Source organism: Burkholderia ubonensis, assembly GCF_001718695.1.
In the GTDB taxonomy this organism is placed as follows: Bacteria; Pseudomonadota; Gammaproteobacteria; order Burkholderiales; family Burkholderiaceae; genus Burkholderia; species Burkholderia ubonensis_B.
The window spans coordinates 906,137-924,890 of the sequence record NZ_CP013421.1; the positions used below are offsets into that span (position 1 = coordinate 906,137).

At 62.7% G+C, this 18,754-nt stretch carries 15 protein-coding genes; 6 read left to right on the plus strand and 9 right to left on the minus strand.

All coding sequences use genetic code 11. The annotated features are described in order from the left end of the window. Positions 1-618 precede the first annotated feature (618 nt). Complete coding sequence (locus tag WJ35_RS18795) at positions 619-1,158, minus strand: hypothetical protein (RefSeq protein WP_069239812.1); 540 nt, start codon at positions 1,156-1,158, stop codon at positions 619-621. 388 nt (positions 1,159-1,546) lie between these two features. On the opposite strand from WJ35_RS18795, the gene WJ35_RS18800 reads away from it, so the two are divergent. Continuing rightward, positions 1,547-2,485 (plus strand): tyrosine-type recombinase/integrase, encoded by a 939-nt coding sequence (locus WJ35_RS18800; protein WP_011879652.1) that lies wholly within the window; start codon positions 1,547-1,549, stop codon positions 2,483-2,485. Positions 2,486-2,519: 34 nt separating this feature from the next. On the opposite strand, the gene WJ35_RS18805 is transcribed toward WJ35_RS18800, so the two are convergent. Further along, the gene (locus WJ35_RS18805) at positions 2,520-2,999 is read right to left on the minus strand and encodes an RES family NAD+ phosphorylase (protein ID WP_069239677.1); all 480 of its coding nucleotides are present in this window, start codon (positions 2,997-2,999) and stop codon (positions 2,520-2,522) included. Continuing rightward, the gene (gene parS / locus WJ35_RS18810; RefSeq protein WP_069239678.1) at positions 2,996-3,451 is read right to left on the minus strand and encodes an antitoxin Xre/MbcA/ParS toxin-binding domain-containing protein; all 456 of its coding nucleotides are present in this window, start codon (positions 3,449-3,451) and stop codon (positions 2,996-2,998) included. Before parS ends, WJ35_RS18805 begins: the two co-directional genes overlap by 4 nt. Positions 3,452-4,328: 877 nt before the next feature. On the opposite strand from parS, the gene WJ35_RS18815 reads away from it, so the two are divergent. Beyond that, the gene (locus tag WJ35_RS18815; RefSeq protein ID WP_011879649.1) at positions 4,329-4,640 is read left to right on the plus strand and encodes a DUF4148 domain-containing protein; all 312 of its coding nucleotides are present in this window, start codon (positions 4,329-4,331) and stop codon (positions 4,638-4,640) included. A gap of 262 nt (positions 4,641-4,902) precedes the next feature. Next, a complete protein-coding gene (locus WJ35_RS18820; protein ID WP_069239679.1) occupies positions 4,903-5,610 on the plus strand; it encodes a dienelactone hydrolase family protein in 708 nt (235 codons plus the stop codon). A 310-nt stretch (positions 5,611-5,920) separates the two neighbouring features. Here WJ35_RS18820 and WJ35_RS18825 read toward each other — a convergent pair whose 3' ends face one another. Together WJ35_RS18825 and WJ35_RS18830 are read right to left on the minus strand one after the other, a co-directional pair. Further along, positions 5,921-6,862, minus strand: a complete 942-nt coding sequence (locus WJ35_RS18825) for a LysR family transcriptional regulator (protein ID WP_069239680.1) — start codon at positions 6,860-6,862, stop codon at positions 5,921-5,923. A gap of 244 nt (positions 6,863-7,106) precedes the next feature. Continuing rightward, a complete protein-coding gene (locus WJ35_RS18830) occupies positions 7,107-8,402 on the minus strand; it encodes an adenylosuccinate synthase (protein ID WP_069239681.1) in 1,296 nt (431 codons plus the stop codon). Between the two features lie 139 nt (positions 8,403-8,541). Between WJ35_RS18830 and gcvA the strand changes: the two genes are divergently transcribed. Next, a complete protein-coding gene (gene gcvA, locus WJ35_RS18835; protein ID WP_069239682.1) occupies positions 8,542-9,456 on the plus strand; it encodes a transcriptional regulator GcvA in 915 nt (304 codons plus the stop codon). Positions 9,457-9,646: 190 nt separating this feature from the next. Here gcvA and WJ35_RS18840 read toward each other — a convergent pair whose 3' ends face one another. Then, positions 9,647-9,973: a hypothetical protein gene (locus tag WJ35_RS18840; protein ID WP_069239683.1), complete on the minus strand. Its 327-nt coding sequence runs from the start codon at positions 9,971-9,973 to the stop codon at positions 9,647-9,649. 2,349 nt (positions 9,974-12,322) lie between these two features. Here WJ35_RS18840 and WJ35_RS18845 point away from each other — a divergent pair. Beyond that, on the plus strand, positions 12,323-13,639 hold the full coding sequence (locus tag WJ35_RS18845; RefSeq protein ID WP_069239684.1) for a replication initiation protein: 1,317 nt from the start codon (positions 12,323-12,325) through the stop codon (positions 13,637-13,639). An 89-nt stretch (positions 13,640-13,728) separates the two neighbouring features. On the opposite strand, the gene WJ35_RS18850 is transcribed toward WJ35_RS18845, so the two are convergent. The 3 genes from WJ35_RS18850 to WJ35_RS18860 form a co-directional block, all read right to left on the minus strand. After that, positions 13,729-14,757, minus strand: a complete 1,029-nt coding sequence (locus WJ35_RS18850) for a ParB/RepB/Spo0J family partition protein (RefSeq protein ID WP_069239685.1) — start codon at positions 14,755-14,757, stop codon at positions 13,729-13,731. Then, positions 14,750-15,445: a ParA family protein gene (locus WJ35_RS18855; protein ID WP_060237695.1), complete on the minus strand. Its 696-nt coding sequence runs from the start codon at positions 15,443-15,445 to the stop codon at positions 14,750-14,752. Before WJ35_RS18855 ends, WJ35_RS18850 begins: the two co-directional genes overlap by 8 nt. Before the next feature lie 1,441 nt (positions 15,446-16,886). Further along, complete coding sequence (locus tag WJ35_RS18860) at positions 16,887-18,011, minus strand: MBL fold metallo-hydrolase (RefSeq protein WP_069239686.1); 1,125 nt, start codon at positions 18,009-18,011, stop codon at positions 16,887-16,889. 84 nt (positions 18,012-18,095) lie between these two features. Between WJ35_RS18860 and WJ35_RS18865 the strand changes: the two genes are divergently transcribed. Then, complete coding sequence (locus tag WJ35_RS18865; RefSeq protein ID WP_069239687.1) at positions 18,096-18,749, plus strand: TetR/AcrR family transcriptional regulator; 654 nt, start codon at positions 18,096-18,098, stop codon at positions 18,747-18,749. Positions 18,750-18,754 lie beyond the last annotated feature (5 nt).

Here is an 18,754-nt window from a genome sequence, read left to right on the forward strand (position 1 = left end):
GAAGCCCGCACCGTCGATGGGGCGATGCGCGTCGCAACCGCTGCGAGGGCGTCGCCCTGCGGGCGGGATGGTACCCGAAAGCCGGCGCGCGGCATGTGCGGGGCCCGGAACGCCGGCAAGCGCGTGGTGGCTCCGGCTCGACAAACGTGCTGGTCGAAGCATGGTAGACGCGATGCATCATGGCGTCGTGCGATGTTTCGCTGTCGACTGGCGAAGCTGCCCGCACATTTGCGACGCACGCGGGGTTCGACGTGCGTCGCGATGCAGCAAGGTGAGATCGGTGTGGAAGCCTGGCGGAGTCACGCGTCACGATGATGATCGTTGTACCCGCTTTGCCCGCAGCGGCGAGCTTGCCTCGCTATTTAAGCATGGCGCGCCGGCGATCGGCATCCCGACGCGGACCGCCCGCGGCGAACCGATCGGCCTATGGTCAGCCGGATCTTTTGCGGAGCGACTCGAACGACTAGATTCGCGTGCGAGCGCTGACGGCAGCGCCTATCTCCACAAAATGACGCAGCCCGGTCACATAGGTGATCGGGCTGCTTCCATCGACTTCGCGGTTCTGCTCAATCGCGGCCCGAATCGAAGCGGGCCGCGTGTTCGCTCAAAGCGTTCTGCTTACAGCGCACCGCCTTGCGCCGACGCCGAGCCCTTCAATCCGACCGATGCGCCGCCCTGTACCGGGTTCGCCGCACCTTCGAGCGCTTCGCCGGCCTTCGCCTTCGCGTTGCCCGCGACGTCGCCGGCCGTCGAGACCGCACCTTGCGCGTGGCTCTTCGCGGAACTTGCGACGCGCTTCACGTGCGCCTTCGCCGAATGCGCGGCCGACGTTGCCGCGTCCTTCGCCGAGCCGGCTGCCGATCCCACAGCGTGGGTCGCGCCGCCGACTGCGTTGCCCGCGGCCGAGCCCACGCCGCTGACTGTGTTGTCGACGCCGTGCAGCGCCCCGCCGACGAGATTGCCCGCGCCCGCACCCGAGCCCGCCGCGTTCGCGCCGGCACCCGCCTGCACGCCCACGCCGCCGCCGAGCAACGGCGTCTGAACTTGTGCGCCAACGCCAGCGGAGCCCGCGGCGCCCGTCTGAGCCGTTTGTGCGAAGGCAGCCGATGCGATTGCCGTCAGCGCAGCGCCGAGCAGAACCGTACGAAGCTTGTTCATGGTCATTCTCCCTAAAGACGTTGTTGCTGCGGGCCGCCTGTCGCGGCTTGTCGCATGCCTCGCCGCGACGTGCGGCAGGTGGAGCTAATGTAGCGATGCCAACGCCGAAAACCGGCGAATTGCAGCGACTGTTACTTCGGTTGCAAATGCTGACGATTGACTCACAGTGTTTGACAATCATGTCGGCGGGCCGCTGATCGAGCGGCCCGCAATCGGGGACATGGGCGATTACGACGTGATGCCGTTGGCTGATAGCGAACCTCTCCGTTCACGTAGTGATCCGAAACATATGTGTAGCGCCACGGGTATGAAGTGGCGCGGCAAGCAGCTGCCGCACGTGCCGACGGCAACATTGCGGGCAGCACCGCATTACGGCTATAAATCAGGCATGGACACGAATCGCTGGACTCACGACCCCGTCGGTGCGTTTCTCGCGTGGCAGCAAACGGCTGCCAGGGGAGCCGACCGTCGTCCGTTTGCGCCGCGATCGATCGTGCAGCACACAGCGATGTTCGAGCGGTTCTTGCGCCATCTCGTCGCGCATCGCGTGTCGCTCGCCACGTTCGGCGCCGATCACGTGGCGGCGTTTTTGAGCGAACTGGAGCGCAGTTGCGCGCCCGGCACGTCGACGCGCGTGCGCTACGCGAAGCTGATCGACAGACTGTGCCGACATCTCGTCGAAACCGGTGTACGCACCATCCATCCGGCCGGCCGGACGACGCACAACGCAGGATGGCCGGACAGCGAACCCGAACCGTGCTATCTGCCGACCGAAGCCGACACGGCGCTGCAGCGCTACGTGCAGCCGCGTCCTGGAGATACGCCCACCGCATGCCGGAACCGCGCGATCGTTGCAGTGCTGCTCGGGACCGGCATCACGTCGGCCGAAATTCGTGCGGCGACGCGCAATGCGCTCGATCTCGACGCACGGCCACCGTCGATCAGCGTACCGCGCACGCATGCGAGGCCCGCGCGTACGATCCCGGTCGCGCCGTTTGCGGTTGCGCCGCTCGGCGCGTGGTGCGCGATGTCCGTCGATGCGCCGGTCTCCACGTTGCTCTTTCCTGCTCCGCGAAGCGGCGCTGCGATGAACGACATGTTCCTGCTGATGGTCGTGCGCGACGCGCTGAAAGCGATCGGCTTTCACGCAACCGATCTCGGGCCGCGCGTACTGCGCAATACGTATGCGCGTCGCCAGTTGCTCGACGGCCGATCGCATGCCGATGTCAGCGCGCTGCTCGGCCTGAGCAGCGCAAGAACGGTCACGCGAATCGGCAGAACCCTCGCGCCCGACGCTGCGGCGGATCGTGCCGCGCACGAGCGGTGATCGAAGCGACACGCACGACGGTGCGCAGCGGACGCTAGTCGCGTCGAGTGGTCTGGACCAGATGCAGAATGCGCCTGTCGTACGGCGACTGCATGACTTCCGCGATCCGCACGTCGGATGCGGCCGGATGCAGCGGATTGAGCAGGAAGTTATGCGCATGCGGCACGACCGCGCTCGGCACGCGCAGCAACGCGCTCGGCTTCGTCTGCAGCCACTCGGTGCCGGCGCTGCGTGTCCAGTCGACGTTCTCACGCCAATCTGCAGGCGCGTCGCCTTCGGAAATCTCGGCAACGTCGACCGATTCAGACGCTTCGATGCGGAGAAGCTGGTATCCGCTCGGCAACTGCGCAACGGTGGCGATTTCGAAGTGAACGAGCGTCTCGAGCAGCGCCAGCGCCGGATGCTCGGCGAGATACACGACCGGCTGCCCCGCAAAATGCCAGCGGCCGCCCGCACGCAATCCGCCGATGCCCTTCAGGTCGGCGTAATTGCTGATCCGCCACAGCGTCGTCAAGCGAAGTACCCTTCGTCGATCTGCGTGAGCGCCTCTTCGACGAGCCGCGCGCCGTGCTCGGTGCTTGCCATGTCGAGCGAGGTCCGGCCGCCGAAGCGCTGAAGCCCGCTGCGCAACCACGCCATCGCCTTGTCCGGGTCGCCGAAGGTGGCGGTCGCCTGCGCGACGATCCGCGCGAGACGGATCGCCTTGTCGGACTCTTCGGGAGACAGGCGCTCATGCGCCTGGCGACGATGACTCAATGTGCGACGCGGGATGATGAACGCGAGTTCGTCGGATTTCAATCCACGCTCCGAGAGTCGATCAATCACCGCGACGTCGACACGCGCGCTCGCCAGCTCGGCGAGATCGGCTCCGGAGCGAACGCGAATCGCGAGCAACTGCTCCAGGATCGTAAATTCGGCCTGGCGCGGGTGGGCAATGCCCGATGGATGGAACGCGATTGTGCTCATGGGTGTGCTCCGGCAATTTGCCCAATCATTATAGGCGTTTTGCCGGAGGCTGGGGGCGGATGTAGCCGGGAGGGAAGGTTGTGCCGTTCGTTGACTACCGGCGCTGTCGCTGTATTTGTGGCCGGAACCGGCCGGGGAGTGGCGGTCGAATTGTTCAGTATATAAAGTGACGCGGAACGTCATACGGTTGTCACGTGACAAATTTTCCGATGGGTACGTCGGTGCGTGCGGGGCTGGCACGTCCGCAGGTCGGGGCGCAGCGAAGGTTCGCCGGTCATTCGCTGTCGAAATCCGGCCGTCGGTTGGGTCTTTACTGCGACCATGTCGTCGGATTCGTTCACGCAACCAAGTTGAAGGGCCGGCGATTTTCACTTTGAGCAGACAGATGCTCATCGGGCCGATGACGGATTTCCCATAAGCGTCCAGAAAACGTCCCCGCTCGAAGACAGCGTGTTCGCATGCTCGCGGCGCATTGATATATACGGGATCGCCGCGACTACACGCCTGAAGCGGACTTGATCGAGCCTTCACGTGAATGATCTGCTGGGCGCAATGGCGCATCCGAACGATCTGGCAGATCCATGAAGGTGCAACGGTGGACGTGAGCCGCAAGGCGCAAGGTAACGACCACCAAGTTTCGCTCTACAGTTAGCTTTCCTACAAAAAATTTCCGGCGTCCGTCCGATGCCGCATCGCCATCAATTTAGTACAAACGACTTCGCCCCTAACAAGCGGCATCTCCCGCCGACCGTTTACTCAGTTGCAACAATTATTCGCCGGAACGCGTATTTCCGTCCGGTATCTCGCTCGCTACGATGCAATCACACCGCTCGACACAACCAGCGAAGCGCGAAATCTACGAAAAACGGAGGTCACCATGAAGTCCTTTATCTACGCAGTTGCCGCTGCTACCGCGCTGTCCGCATCCGCTGCCGCGCTCGCGCAGTCGAATTCGTCCGGCCAGCTGACGCGCGAGCAAGTCCGCGCTGAACTGATCCAGCTCGAACAGGCCGGATACAAGCCCGAACTCTCAGACGCCCACTACCCGAACGCGCTGCAAGCTGCCCAGGCCCGTATGACGAACAACGACACAACGGGTTACGGTGCTCAGGCCGGTGCCGGTGTGCGTGCCGGCCGGGTCGTTGCCATCAAGCAGGACGCTCGCGAGTCGATCTACTTCGGTGAATAAGCGCGACGCGTCGAGCCTGCGCGCCACCCCGCCGCCGTTCATCGGGGCGGGTATTGCATTCCCGCGGCTCCTATTTGCATGCAACGCGACGCACGGACCGGCCGTCTTCGTGTCACGCAGCGTGCCTCCTTTTGCGCATAGAATGGCCGCGTGGTCGGTGCCGGCCGAAGCGAATGCAACCGAACCGCGAGTCTCAGGACACTCTGCACTCGCTGGCCGCCCGATGCCGCATTCATCGCATTTCTCGCAAAGGAGCGGTTTCATGTCTCAAGCATCCGGATCCATGATCACCTTTCGCCGCCCGGACGGCCAGGAACTGCAGGGCTATCTGGCTACGCCGGAAAAGACCGACGGCGCGCCCGCGGTCGTCGTCATCCAGGAATGGTGGGGCCTGAATGACCAGATCCGCGGCGTCGCCGACCGGCTCGCCCGGGCCGGGTACTTCGCGCTCGTTCCCGACCTGTACCGCGGGAAATCGACGGTCGAGGCGGAGGAGGCGCACCACCTGATGAGCGCGCTCGACTTCGGCGACGCAGCGTCGCAGGACATTCCCGGCGCGGTGCAGTACCTGAAGACGCGCGCCGCGCGCATCGCCGTCACCGGCTTCTGCATGGGCGGCGCACTGACCCTGCTCGCGCTGCAGAACGCCGACGTGGCGGCCGGCGTCGCATGGTACGGCCTACCCCCGCTCGACTACATCGACGCATCGAAGATCAAGGTGCCCGTGATGGGCCACTGGGCGACGCAGGATGCGTTCTTTACGATCGATCAGGTGGACGCGCTGGAAAAGAAGCTGACGGACGCGAACGTCGGCATCGAATTCCATCGCTATCTCGCGCACCATGCGTTTGCAAACGAGACGGCGGTCGGTCCGGGCCGCATCGGCGGTACGCAATACGATCCGGCATGGTCGCAGATCGCATGGGACCGGACGCTCACGTTCCTCGGCCGCACGCTCTGGAGCAAGTGATCCGCTGACCGGCGTTGCTGCTGCTGCGCTTGAAAACGAAACGCCACGGATCGACTCCGTGGCGTTGTCCGTTTACAGGAGTGCATGCGGGACCGCGGGCGCGCCGTTTCGCATTACCCACCACCACCTCATCGGTACGCTGGCCGAAATCGCAACGCTCGACGCTACGCGTCGATGCCGGCAGAGCGTCTTATACGATGGCTGCTCTAATGGCGGGCATCAACTTCGCAGAACACATCGCGAACGACGCCACTTCCTGACCGTTGCAACTGTCGCGCACCAAGCACGCCACGTCAGCGCCGAATATCGCTCACGACACGCAGGTCCCGCGCAGCGCCGCCTCGTCGGCAGCCAGCATCTCGGGCACGCATTCCCGCAGGAACTCGACGAACGTCCGGATCTTCGCGTCGAGGTACTGCCGCGACGGATACAGCGTGTAGACCGTCAGCTTCTGCAGCCGGTATTCGGGCAGCACGCGAACCAGCGCGCCGCTGCGCAGTGCCGGCACCGCGGTCGACATCGGCAGCGAGCCGATGCCGAGACCGGCGCGCAGCGCCGCGCCGAGCGCATCGGCAACATTCACCTGAAAATCGGGCAACGGAAGCTCGAAGGTCTCCCGGCCGTCAGGGCCGTCGAGATGCCAGCGGTCGCGCGGAAACACCGGCGTGACGATCTGCAGGCAGGCATGCGCTTCGAGGTCCTTGATCGTCTGCGGCGTACCGTGTGCGCGCAGGTACGCGGGCGACGCGCACAGCACGCTGTGCACGGTGCCGAGCCGCTGCGACACGAGCCCGGAATCGGGCAGCTCCGTCGTGCTCAATTGCAGCGACACGTCGTAGCCTTCGTCGATGATGTCGGGCACATGCTGCGACAGCGTCAGCTCGACCGCCACCGATGGATAGCGCTCGCGGTAGCGCACGACTGCAGGCACCACGTACGCCTGGCCGAAGCTCGTCGTCGCGTGCACGTGCAGCCGGCCCGACGGCTTGGCCTGCGCGTCCGCCGCTTCCGCCTCGGCCTCGTCGATGTAGGCGAGCACCCGCTGGCAGCGATCCAGGTAGCGCTGCCCCGCATCGGTGAGCGCGATGCGGCGCGTGCTGCGATTGAGGAGGCGCGTGCGCAGATGCGTTTCCAGTTGCGCAACCGAACGCGACGCGTAGGCGGTCGTGATGTCCAGGCGCTGGGCCGCGCTCGTGAAGCTGCCTTCCTCCGCGACGCGGACAAAAATGCGCATCATCTGTAACGTATCCATCGGCCTGTCTCCGGGATTGAAATCGCGTCGCAGCAGCGCCCTCTCCGGCACGGCACGGGCTGGCGCGAATCGTGCGGAACAGTACCGCAGCGGTGCAGACGTGTCCAGCTTGCAGCAGGCGCGCTCGGGGAACGCGGTTCGCGCGCGGCAGCCAACGCCGACGACCAACCGTGCCGGCTGCGCAAGCAGGCGGGCGCGCGGCGCGGCGCGGCCCTCACTTTACGTACGCCGTGCAGCGTCGCACTCAGGCGCGTTCGAAGTCGAACGGATTGCTCAGCACGATGGTGTCGTCGCGCTCCGGTCCGGTCGTGATCAGCGAAACCGGCACGCCCGCGACCGCCTCGACCCGCTCGATGAAAGCCTGCGCGGCACGCGGTAATGCCGCACGCTCACGTACGCCTTTCACCGTGCCGTCCCAGCCGGCGAATTCCTCGTAGATGGGCCGCACGCGCAACTGCGCATCGAGGCTCGTGGGCAAGTGAGCGATGCGGGCGCCGTCGAGTTCGTAGCCGACGCACAGCGCGATCGACTCGAACCCGTCCAGCACGTCGAGCTTGGTCAGCGCCAGCGAATCGATGCCGGACACCTTGACGGCCTGGCGCAGCTGGACGGCGTCGAGCCATCCGCAGCGGCGCGGCCGGCCGGTATTGACGCCGAATTCCCGCCCGCGGGTGCGCAATCGCTCGCCGGTCGCGTTGTCGAGTTCGGTGAGGAACGGGCCGCCCCCGACCCGTGTCGCATAGGCCTTGGTCACGCCCAGCACATGGCCGAGCTTCGATGCGCCGAGACCGGTGCCGGCGGCCGCCGCCGACGCGACCGTGCCCGACGAGGTCACGAACGGATACGTGCCCCAGTCGATGTCCAGCATCACGGCTTGCGAGCCTTCGAACAGGATGCGCTCGCCGCGCGCGTGAGCGTCGTTGAGGTCGGCCCACACCGGCCGCACGAACGGCAGCACCTTGGGCGCGAGGTCAACGAGCATCGGCAGCATCGCGTCGCGCGAGCTTGGCGCGAGCCCAAGACCGCGAAACCACGCGTTGTGGTGGTCGACCAGTACGTCGAGTTTGTCGGCGAGCCGGTCCGGTTCCGCGAGATCGGCGACGCGCAGTGCGCGGCGGCCGACCTTGTCTTCATAGGCGGGGCCGATCCCGCGCAGCGTCGTGCCGATCGGTTCGCGGCGCAACTGCTCCTGTGCACAATCGACGGCCCGGTGAATCGGCAGGACCAGCGTGGCATTCTCGGCGATCGACAGGTTGTCCGGCGTCACCGCGACCCCGAGCTCCGCCATGCGCGCGATCTCGGCGAGCAGCGCTTGCGGGTCGAGCGCGACGCCGTTGCCGATCACGCCCGGCTTGCCGCGTACCAGCCCGCTCGGCAACAGCGCAAGCTTGTAGGTCTCCCCGTCGACGACCAACGTATGTCCCGCGTTGTGGCCGCCGTTGTACCGCGCGACGATGTCGGCCTGCCCCGCGAGCCAGTCCACCAGACGCCCCTTGCCCTCGTCGCCCCACTGCGCGCCCACCACCACGACATTCGGCATGGCCGATCCTCCATGTGATAAATCCAGACATATACGCCGGCCATCGGCCGCTTGAACGCAATAGTGGCGTAGTCCCGCTTGCGCGATCAAACGATTAAAGCTAATAATTCGCGTGAGGAAATCTCACAGATCTGGATAAATGGCCCGGCGACTCCCACCGTTGAATTCATTGCGCGCATTCGAAGCCGCCGCCCGACTCGGCAGCTTCACGCTGGCCGCCGACGAGCTGTGCGTCACGCATGGCGCGATCAGCCGGCATGTCCAGCAGCTGGAGGCGTGGCTCGGCCGGCCTCTATTCGTCCGGCACAATCGGCGCGTCGAGCTCACGGATGCGGGGCGCGCGTATCTCGCTGAAGTGGGCGCCGCGTTGGACCGGATCGCGCTCGCGACTGCGCAGCAATTCGGCGCGGGGCAGCAGCGCGTACTACGCGTCAGCGCGCCGGCGACCTTCTCGCTGCGCTGGCTGGTGCCGAGGCTGTCGTCGTTCCAGGTCGCCCATCCGCACATCGAGGTGCGGCTTTCGACGTCGAACGAGCCGATCGAGAAGTTGCGGGACAAGGTCGATCTGATCGTCCGAGGCGGCCCGCAGGCGATCGACGGTTACGTCGCCGAGGAATTCCTCTCCGAAGTCCGGCTGCCGGTGTGCGCGCCGAAACTGCTCGACGGCCGCCAACTGCGCACACCGGCGGACCTTGCCGGCTTCACGCTGCTGCATTCGGCGACCTATCCGGGCATGTGGCCCGAGTGGCTCGCGGCGGCGGGCCATGCAGATCTGGTTCCGCGGCATTCGCTCACGCTCGAGCACTTCTACCTGACGCTACAGGGCGCGCTCGACGGGCTCGGCGTCGCGATGGGCCCGATCGCGCTCGTCGCGGACGATATCGCCGAAGGGCGTTTGGTGCAGCCATTCAGCGAGCCGGCGCTGCCGGCGTGGCGCTACTTCACTTACGTGTCGACCGCGCGTGCGAAGGATGAATCCGTGCGCGCATTCACGGGTTGGCTGAAGTCGGTGGGAAACGCGCAGCTGATCATGTCAGATGCACTGACTAAGTGAACCGTCTGGGAATAGGCGAATGGCGGTGTTGGCCGAAACGTACCCTGACGATCATTGCACCTCAATCACCAAGGACAACGAATCAATTCAGCTGTAGACGAACGCATATGATGACTGGATGACGCGCATTCATTTGTGCATGCGCGAGCGACAAACCCCGGTTCGAGCAGGGTTTGTCGCCAGATCACGCTTATTGGCTTGCGCCAGCCGCCTCGGCTGCTTTCTTCTGCGCGTCCTGCAAGTTCTGCGGATAATTCGGATCATTGGCTGAAGGCTTGTATCCCGCGTCTTCGAGTTTCTTCAGCTCAGCTGTGTTTTTCGCGCGTGCCGCCTTGCGTTCGGCCTTGCGTTTTGCCCGGGCAGCCTTGCGCGCCTCGTGCTTCGCGGCCTTGGCATCCGACGCGGTGGATGCGGCCGGTGCGCTGGCATCGGTCTGCGCGAATACCGGCGCGGTCGAGCCGAGGAGGAAAGCAGCCGCCGAAGCAGCCAGTGCGAGCTTTTTGATCTGGATTCGCATCACTGAACTCTCTTTTGTGATTGGTCACGGAGTGAAGTACATCGAGATACCGCCCCTGCCCCTGGTCGTCTTCATATTTCGAACAGGGCCCGAACATCATAACCGGGTTGCGGAAAAGGTGGCGCTATCGTCGCGACATTCGTCGGGATGTCGAGGAGACGCCACAATCGTGGTTGCCGTCAGCGTGTGTCGGCGATCTTAGGCTTCAACGTCGGGACGAGCGTGTAGCCGGCCCGATGCGTTTCCGCCATACGATGCGCTTCAAGTTCCGATGCTCCGTTTTGGTGCTTCGCTAATGGCCACCTTGGGAATAGCGTCACACGCACAGCAAGATGTGGGGGGCCGCTCGAGTGTCGCTTTGTCACTGACGTTGATGGCTGTGGGAGCGGACTCTCCGCCGCGCCGTCAGTCTGTGTCGTTCCGTTTTATATCCATTCATTTGCCCCATAAACGACCACGGTGCGTCCGGGATGGGTACGCGGCGCGGCGTCTGACGCTCCCATACGCGGTGGACGATTGGTCACCCAACGCCAGGGTATCCGGTGACCTGTCTGTGCGCTTCGTCGGGATGCGTCACGTCTCGGGGCCGCTGCGGCGTCGAGGTCGACGGCACAGTTTGAAGGTTCGATCGGCATCTCGCCCGCATGTCCTGGCGGTGGTCGCGCTTTTAATAGCCGCGGCCCAGTGCTGGGTCAGCGCAACCTGGCGCGTTGTTCACAGCCATTATGGTCTGGGGGATCCCACAGATGCCGCCTTCCACGATTCCACCGCCGTTCAGCTGCGGTACCGAAAAAGGTGCACGGACGACGCGCCCGGTCGAGCTCTGCAGTAACGCGCGGCGGGTCTCGATGGTGCCGTTGATCGCCGCCATGCGGTCCGGCGAACGTCACTGTGCCGGCCAGTCCAAAGGTAGAAAGTTGTGAGGCTGCGTGAGGCAAGCATCACAGGAGGCGCTTCCATAGTGGGCCGGTAGGGGTGCCGAAAACGCGGGACAGCGCGGCTATGACTCCGGGCGACTTTTTCAGGAAAGGGGCACGTCTGACGCACAACCCACTACGCAAGTCTCGATTCGGGCGATTTTCCTCCACAGCCGCGTCAAAAGTGATGCGCGCCGTGGGAAGGCTCAGCTGCTCGGCACCCCCAATACTCGGCAAAGCGCTCGGCATCGTCAGCCCTTATACGATCCCATAGGGGGGAACCTTTGGCCGTGAAGCCGCTATTCCGTCCCATAAGTTGCTACGTTTCCATCGCTGTGAGTGTGTACTCACCCCTTTGGAAACCCGCGTCAGGCGTGGCCTCGCAGTAGAACGAGGCGGCAACCGGTCATTGTCGCGGGCAACGCGAGAACATTTCATGCGGTTCCTTGCCGGAGAGCGCCTATTGGTAGCGGTTTATGGGGGTTGGTTTTTCTCACAGGCACGCGTGTGTTTACATCTTTAGAAAGCAACGTTTACTTCTTTAACTACTTTTAGCCGGCTCACAGCCTTATTCCGTAAGGGTTTGGTGGGTGTTCGGTACCCATTTATGGGAGGGAAGGTAGAAGGGTTTGGGGTCTCAGGTCTGTGGATTTGGGGAATTGGGTACCGTGCTGTGGGAAGTTTGGGTTGTGGATATGGGGCATGCGTAGCCTGTTATGGGATTTCTACGCAGAGGTCCCTCAGGTAGCAGTCTATGGGGACGCTCTTTGGTTGCCGGTTATGGGAGCTAGTTGCTGGGACCGCTGAGACGGGAGAGCAAGGTCGTTTTCTCTAAGGTAGCCATTTATAGGGCGACGTTAAGGTAGCCGGTTATGGGGCGTGCTACTGGTGTCACCGACGATTTCCCTGGAATCTTAAACAAGGCTGTGCCCGCCCACCGGCTCGATAGCCACCATGGGTAACCTCCTATGGGGGCATTCGAAGGTAGCCGTTTATGGGTCGATCTTCGCACAGAATTTGCGCTGCCTTCGAAAAGCGCGACGGTGGCCGGTCTTGATAGGTAGCCTTCCATGGGGTTCGGCAAAGGTAGCGTTTTATGGGACGTAACGGACCAGTGCTGCAAGGCACCACGATTTGGGTCCGCGGGTAGCTTTCTGCAGGCCTGTTTCCCATGAACGGGTACCTTTGAACTGGGCAAGACCCGTGCCGGATTCGCTTGATCTGGCGCATAGGTAGCTGGTTTTGGGATGCGTTGCGGCGAAAGGTATATGGATATGGGGCGGATTTAGCGTGGCAAAACAGGATGATTATCTTTATAAAACAATGCATTGTGAGAAATACTGAAAGCGTTACTAGAGGATCGCCAGTTGCTCGATTACGCGAAAAGGTATAAATTGCGCCCTCAACAAGGTCACCTTATCCGGACACCACGATGCCGCGAAAGCCCGCAAGCAAAGGCTCCGACAAACAGGTCTCGCTGTTCCAGACGCCCGAGCCTCCCGACTTGCTGCGCAAGGCGGTTCAAGCGATTCACATCGCACCCAAGTCGGGAAAGATCGGTCTGCAGCAGCGCAAGATGTTCAGTTCGCTGATCAAGAACGCGCTTCGGCAGGAAGCGTTCGAGCCGGGCCGCACGAGCTTTTCGATCTCGATTGCCGCGCTCTCGCACGAAAGCGGACTGAACAGCAACAACACGAAGTACGTGAAGGACACGGTGAACTCGCTCATCAGCACCGTCGTCAACTGGGACTATCTGGCCGGGGACCGCTCGACCGTCTGGAAGGCGTCGGGCCTGCTGGCCGGCGCGGAACTCGAGCAATCGGTGCTGAAGTACAGCTTCTCGGACCAGATTCGCAGCGAACTGCTCAATCCGGAGATCTATGCGCTCATCGATATGCGGATCGCGCGCGAGTTCCGGCGCTCGCATTCGCTCGCGCTGTGGGAAAACACGGTGCGCTACGAAGGAATCGGCATAACCGCGAAGATCCCGTTGCCGAAATTCCGCGACCTCATCCTGGGGCAGGACAAGGCGTCGCAGTCGTACAAGGAATACAAGCTGTTCAAGAGCAAGGTCCTGGTGCCGTGCATTCAGGAGGTCAACGAAGTATCGGACCACACGCTCGAGCTGATCGAGCACAAGTCCGGACGCAGTGTGGAGGCGGTCCAGTTCAAGGTGACGCGCAAGCAGAGCGCGGATACCGTGGAGGACGGCGACGTCAAGAACGAAGCGCTCGTCGAGGAAGTTGCCAAATTCGGCGTCCCGCGCTCGGAGGCTCGTCGGCTGATTTCCCAGTACGGCGTGCAACGCATCAAGGCCGCGATTGCCTACACGCTCAATCGGACTACGAAAAAGAACGCGGCGCCGATCGATAATGTCGGCGCGTATTTCCGCAAGGCGTTGACGCACGGCTACACGTTGTCGGACGGCCAGGCGACGGAGACGGCGACGCCGGCGAAAGAGACGGCGCAGAGCAAGCAGGAGCAGATCCGCGACAAGTATCTCGCGGCCAAGATCGATGAGGCGGGCGCGTACTTCCGCGAGCTGGAAATCGATGACCAGACCAAGCTTATCGAGCGCTACAACGAGACGGTGACCGGTTCGAAGGATCTGACGTTGTCACCGAAGAAGAAGGCGAGCAAGCTTGCGCAAACCAGCTTCTTCAGATGGCTGGCGCTGGATACCTGGGGCGAACCGACTTCGGACGACCTGCTCGAGTTTCTGCTGAAGAGCAGCCTCGCGACGAATTGAGCGCAGCCTCGCTGCTTGCCAGACGACGCGTGCCGGACTTCAGCCGGCGACGCGTCGCGATGCAGATGCGTGGTCGTGGTTCTTAGTGCTTACTTCTGAGCCGCGACGGCCAATTCGGCCACGTATGCGTCGATCACGGCTTTGAGCTGATCGGCCAGGGCTTCCTGGTGCGACGTATCGACTCCTTTCAGCTGTAGGTCGAGTCGCCCGTCGGGGTAGGTCTTCAACTGGCCTACCGCGCGCGACTCGAGTGCGAAATCGTGACGAACGCTGTAGCGCGTGCGTCCCGTCTTCTTGTTGCCGTCGCCTTGCGTACGCAGGAAGTTTTCCAGATCGCGCACCGACTTTTTGCGCTCCATGACGGCGGTGAGCAGACGGTCGGCGGTCGGTTCGCCCAGCCGCTCGAAGATCAGCTTCAGGAAATAGGCGGCCTGCAGGCCGACCACATCGTTTGCGGCGGCCATCCGCTCGAGAAGCGTGGTCGACAGGGCATTGAGCGACAGCGTCTTGCTGATGGTCGCCTTGTCCTTGCCGATCTTTTCCGCCAGCGTGTTCTGGTCGGGGAACACCTTCTCGTCGAGGAGGCGCTTCCATGCGACTGCATCGTCGAAGATCGTCTGGCGCTCGTGATCGTGGTTCGCGCGATAGGCGATCGTGTAGAGCTGCTCGGGCGTGTGATCCGAGCGGAAGGTGGCGTTGATGGTTTCGTCGCCGTTGATGCTCGTGGCGCGCAGCCGGCGCTGCCCGTCGATCACGACCAGCTTGCCGGGGAACTCCGGCAGCCGGGTCACCTTGATCGGCTCGATCTGCCCTTCCCGCTTCAACGTCAGCGCGAGCTCGTGCAGGCTCGATTCCGAATAGAACACCCGCGGATTGAACGGGTTTGGAATGCAGTCCTTCACGGCAACCTTTTGCGGCGCGCCAAGATCCTCAGCATTGGCGGGCAGCGTCATGGCCGCTTTGACCGCAGGCGCCGCGACAGCGGTCAGCGGCGCGACGGACGGTTCGGGCAGCCGCGTCTCCAGTGCCGCGTTTTCCTGCGCAAGGCCGCGCAGAAGACCGGCTGCGAGATGGAGATTGCCCGTTGCCTTCTTTTCTTTCGATGTGTCTTTAGCCATGAGCGGTTCCGGTAGCGCGCGTCGACGCGATGTATTGGGCCATTTCGGTGACCAGTTTCTCGATCTCCGCACGGGCCTCCTTGAGGCCTTTCAGGTACCGATTGTGATGGTGGATGGTGGTGCCGAGCGCGAAGGTCTGTCGGTAGACCTCGCGTTGGGCGATCTGGCTGTCCAGCAGATGCTCCCCTATTTCTTCTGCCCTTAGAATTTTTAAAATTTCTTCACGCATTTTAGTTTTTCCATTGACACTATTGAGCATCAGTGCGGAAGAAAGACTAGGGTTACGTACCGCTCGCATGGATTCGATCATGCGAATCATGGCGACAGTGCTGTACAGATCCGCGGGCGACGGCGACAGCGGCACGAGGCAGAAGTCGGCGACTTCGAGCACCGATGCGATGCGCGGATCCTCGAGGTTGCCGGGGCAGTCGACAACAATCACGTCGAAGTGTGCGTCCTGCTTCTTGATCTCTCCACCGATTCCTCGACCGGCCGGGGCGAGTGAAAGAACGGTCATCGGGAGTGTGTTCTCGCCGCTTGTGACCCATCTGACGGATGTGCCCTGGGGATCGGCGTCGATGAGCGCAACCTTGTTTCCACCCGCCTCGAAGGCGGCGGCGATGTTGACGGAGATGGTCGTCTTTCCAGTACCACCCTTTTGATTGCTGACGGCGATCTTGAAAGCCATTAAATTCCTCCAAGGAGTTTTGCGCAATATATGCAAATACTTTTGGAAAGTCCAGAGAAACGGCTTATTTCGCGGCGCGAGCCATCCTTAGTTGTCACGTGACAAGTCGGCTGGATAGCTACCGTAGCTGATCTTCGAGCGGCACGGACGGAATGATTTTAAATCGGGCTGTGATTGCCGAAGTGACAAATCGCTTTTCTATGCACTCATTGATTCTCGGGCGCCGGTATTTCGTGTTGGATGGCGCGAACGCTCAACTGCCGAGGACGCCCAAGCACCGGTCCCTTAATGAAGGTTGTCACGTGACAACGGTGTGGGCGACCAACCATCGCGGATGTCTTTGGCACAGCGCGTTGGCGCCGTGCCTTTGCTGTGGTTCTAAAGCTTGCTGAGAGCCACGGGCGACGCTCAAATGCGGCCGGATGCGGAACGCGGTTGTCACGTGACAACGACTTGCGCCCAAGCGGTGGCTGGCGTTGATACCAAAGGAGCCGAAATACAGCGCGTTACGGCGCGCGCCGGATTTTGATTGCTTCGGGGATAAGACCGAGGGGCGACTGGGTTGTTAAGTGACAACCGCGCGTCGGTTCTTCATATGCGAGCGGGGCACGAGAAACATCGGCCGCGCGTGACGCTCGGCGACGGGCCCAACCACCTACAGCCCCGCATACCATGACAGCTGGGCGATGATCTGCCCCTAATATTGCGCCGTACGTCCTCAGCCGAAGCTGTCGGATGTTGGGTTCAGGGCGGTCTCGCGTGCCGCGCGCCAGCCAGGTGTGGAGTGGGGCAGATAGCGCCTCTCGCCGCGTCACATTAATGGGAGATTCTCGGCGACGATGTGGCAACTAGACGCGCCGGCTCACTGACCGTGAAACAATTCTCCAAAAAATGGGCGCAAGCGGAAACCCTTATCGCGCAACGGTTTGCTAGGCATTCTTCATGTTGTTTCACGGAAAGATCCGCCATTGCCGGCTTGAATTAGGGGCGCGTGCGCGACCGGGTCTGAAATTCTGCAGGGTGCCTTCAATATGACCACAATCGTTTCATTTGAAACGTAATACGTAGTTTGCAATACATTCCGATCGGGCGACGGAGCCCGTTTCCGGAGGTAGGTATTGCTTAGTTGTCACGTGACAACACAGTGCGGGCGCGCAACTGTTAGTCCGACCGGTGACGGCGGGACCTAGAGTTCGTGGTTGAAAAGGCGCCACCTCGGATCGGCGAGAGGTGGGTGCTGCCGAATCCAAATCTATGTCTCTGACACTACGGCCCGTGACGACACGATTCCCGGCAGGGTGATCGACAATCGCGTCGCTGAGCCCCGCGGACCCTTGCCGAAGCCAATTGGTTGTTTTCTCGCATGGGTCTTCAGAAGCGAGATGCGCTAACGCCTCGGGGCCCACACAAATCGACGCATCGCAGCCCCGACCCCGTGCGTCTACTTCACCGATCGCGCTGCGCACAATGGCCATCGCCACGCCTTCTTGGAAGGCGCTGCCGACGTCTGCTGAACCGCTCGCCACCACCGTTCGCCGCGATGCGGCTCATTGAGATCCACCCGTTCGCCCATCCTTGGAGTCGACAATTGAATGCCGTGGGCGACCGACAACGCGGTGACACGTTCGAACGGTTCGTGCCAGCAATGCATCGCGAGATCGAATGTGCCGTTATGAATTGGGATCAGCGTACGACCTCGCAGATCGATATGGGCCTGGATTGTCTCCTCCGGCTGCATATGCACGTATGGCCATTGCGGGTCGTACGCTCCGGTCTCGACGAATGTCACGTCGAACGGCCCGAGGCGCTCGCCGATGGTCCTGAAGCCGTCGAAGTAGCCGGTGTCGCCGCTGAAGAACACGCGCAGATCGTCGTCGACGATGACCCACGACGCCCACAGCGTGCTGTTGCCGTCGAACAGGCTGCGACCGGAGAAGTGCTGCGCGGGCGTCGCAGTCAGCGCCAGTCCGTCGATCTCCGCGCTTTGCCACCAGTCGAGCTGGCGCACCTTCGCCGCGTCGATGCCCCACTCGATCAGGCGATCGCCGACGCCGAGCGTCGTAACGAAGACACTCGTGGTGTCCGCCAGCGCGCACACCGCATCGCGATCGAGGTGATCATAGTGATCGTGGGAAAGTATCACGCCGCGCAACGGCGGTAGATCGCCGAGTTCAATCGGCGGCGCATGGAACCGCTTGGGGCCGAGGCGCCGGAACGGGGACGCACGCTCGGCGAACACGGGATCGGTCAGCCAGAACTGGCCGCGCAGCTTGAGCAGCAGCGTCGAATGACCGAGCCGGTACAGGCTCCGATCCGGAGCTGCGTCGAGTTGCTCGCGAGTAAGCGGATCGATTGGTAAAACGCCCGTCGGCACCGTGTTGCGCGGCTTGTTGAACAGCATGTTCCAGGCGATGCGAAGCGTCTTGCCAAAACTCTCCGCGGGCCTTGCCGTCGTGTTGCGGAAGCGCTCGCCATTGTGTTGTGGCGAGCCGCCGGACAAATCGCGGCCACGCCTCGCGGCTGCGATACCGAGGACCCGATGAAGAAAAACGAGCGGGGACGCCATATTTGATTTCCCGTCAATAAAAGTACACCGAGCAGTGTAGACCTGTTGGGCGAAAAGTAAACTCAACGGTATAGAATTTCTTTCATGAATACGAACACACCCTCTGAGCGCCTGACCGAAAGAAAGCGAGCGGCCATCCTTGATGCCGCGATCGAGGAATTTCTTGCGGCCGGCTACGACGCGACCAGCATGGACCGCATCGCGGCGCGCGCGGATGTCTCGAAGCGCACGGTCTACAACCATTTTCCGAGCAAGGACGCGCTGTTTGCCGCGATCCTGCATCGCTTATGGGATGCGACGTGCACCGTCGGCGTGTCCGCTTATCGCGCAGACGTGCCGCTGCGGGAGCAGTTGCTCGTATTGCTTGACCGCAAACTGCGGCTGCTGAGCGACGAAGCGTTTCTCGCACTGGCACGCGTTGCGATCGCCGCCGCCATTCATTCGCCGGAGCGCGCGCGCGACATGGTCGAGCGTTTCGGCGAGCGCGAGGAGGACGTGACGGTATGGATTCGCGCGGCTGCCGCGGCCGGTCGCCTGTCCGCTCCCGATCCGGAATTTGCTGCCCACCAACTGCATGGCATCGTGAAGGCGTTCGCGTTCTGGCCGCAGGTGACAATGGGACAGCCGCCGCTCGAAGTTCCGCAGCAGCAAAAGGTCGCGCAAGCGGCCGCGGACATGTTTCTCACGTACTACGGCCGTCCGGCCGACGCGGATTCGTTGGCGCCGGCGCGGGGCTAATCCGG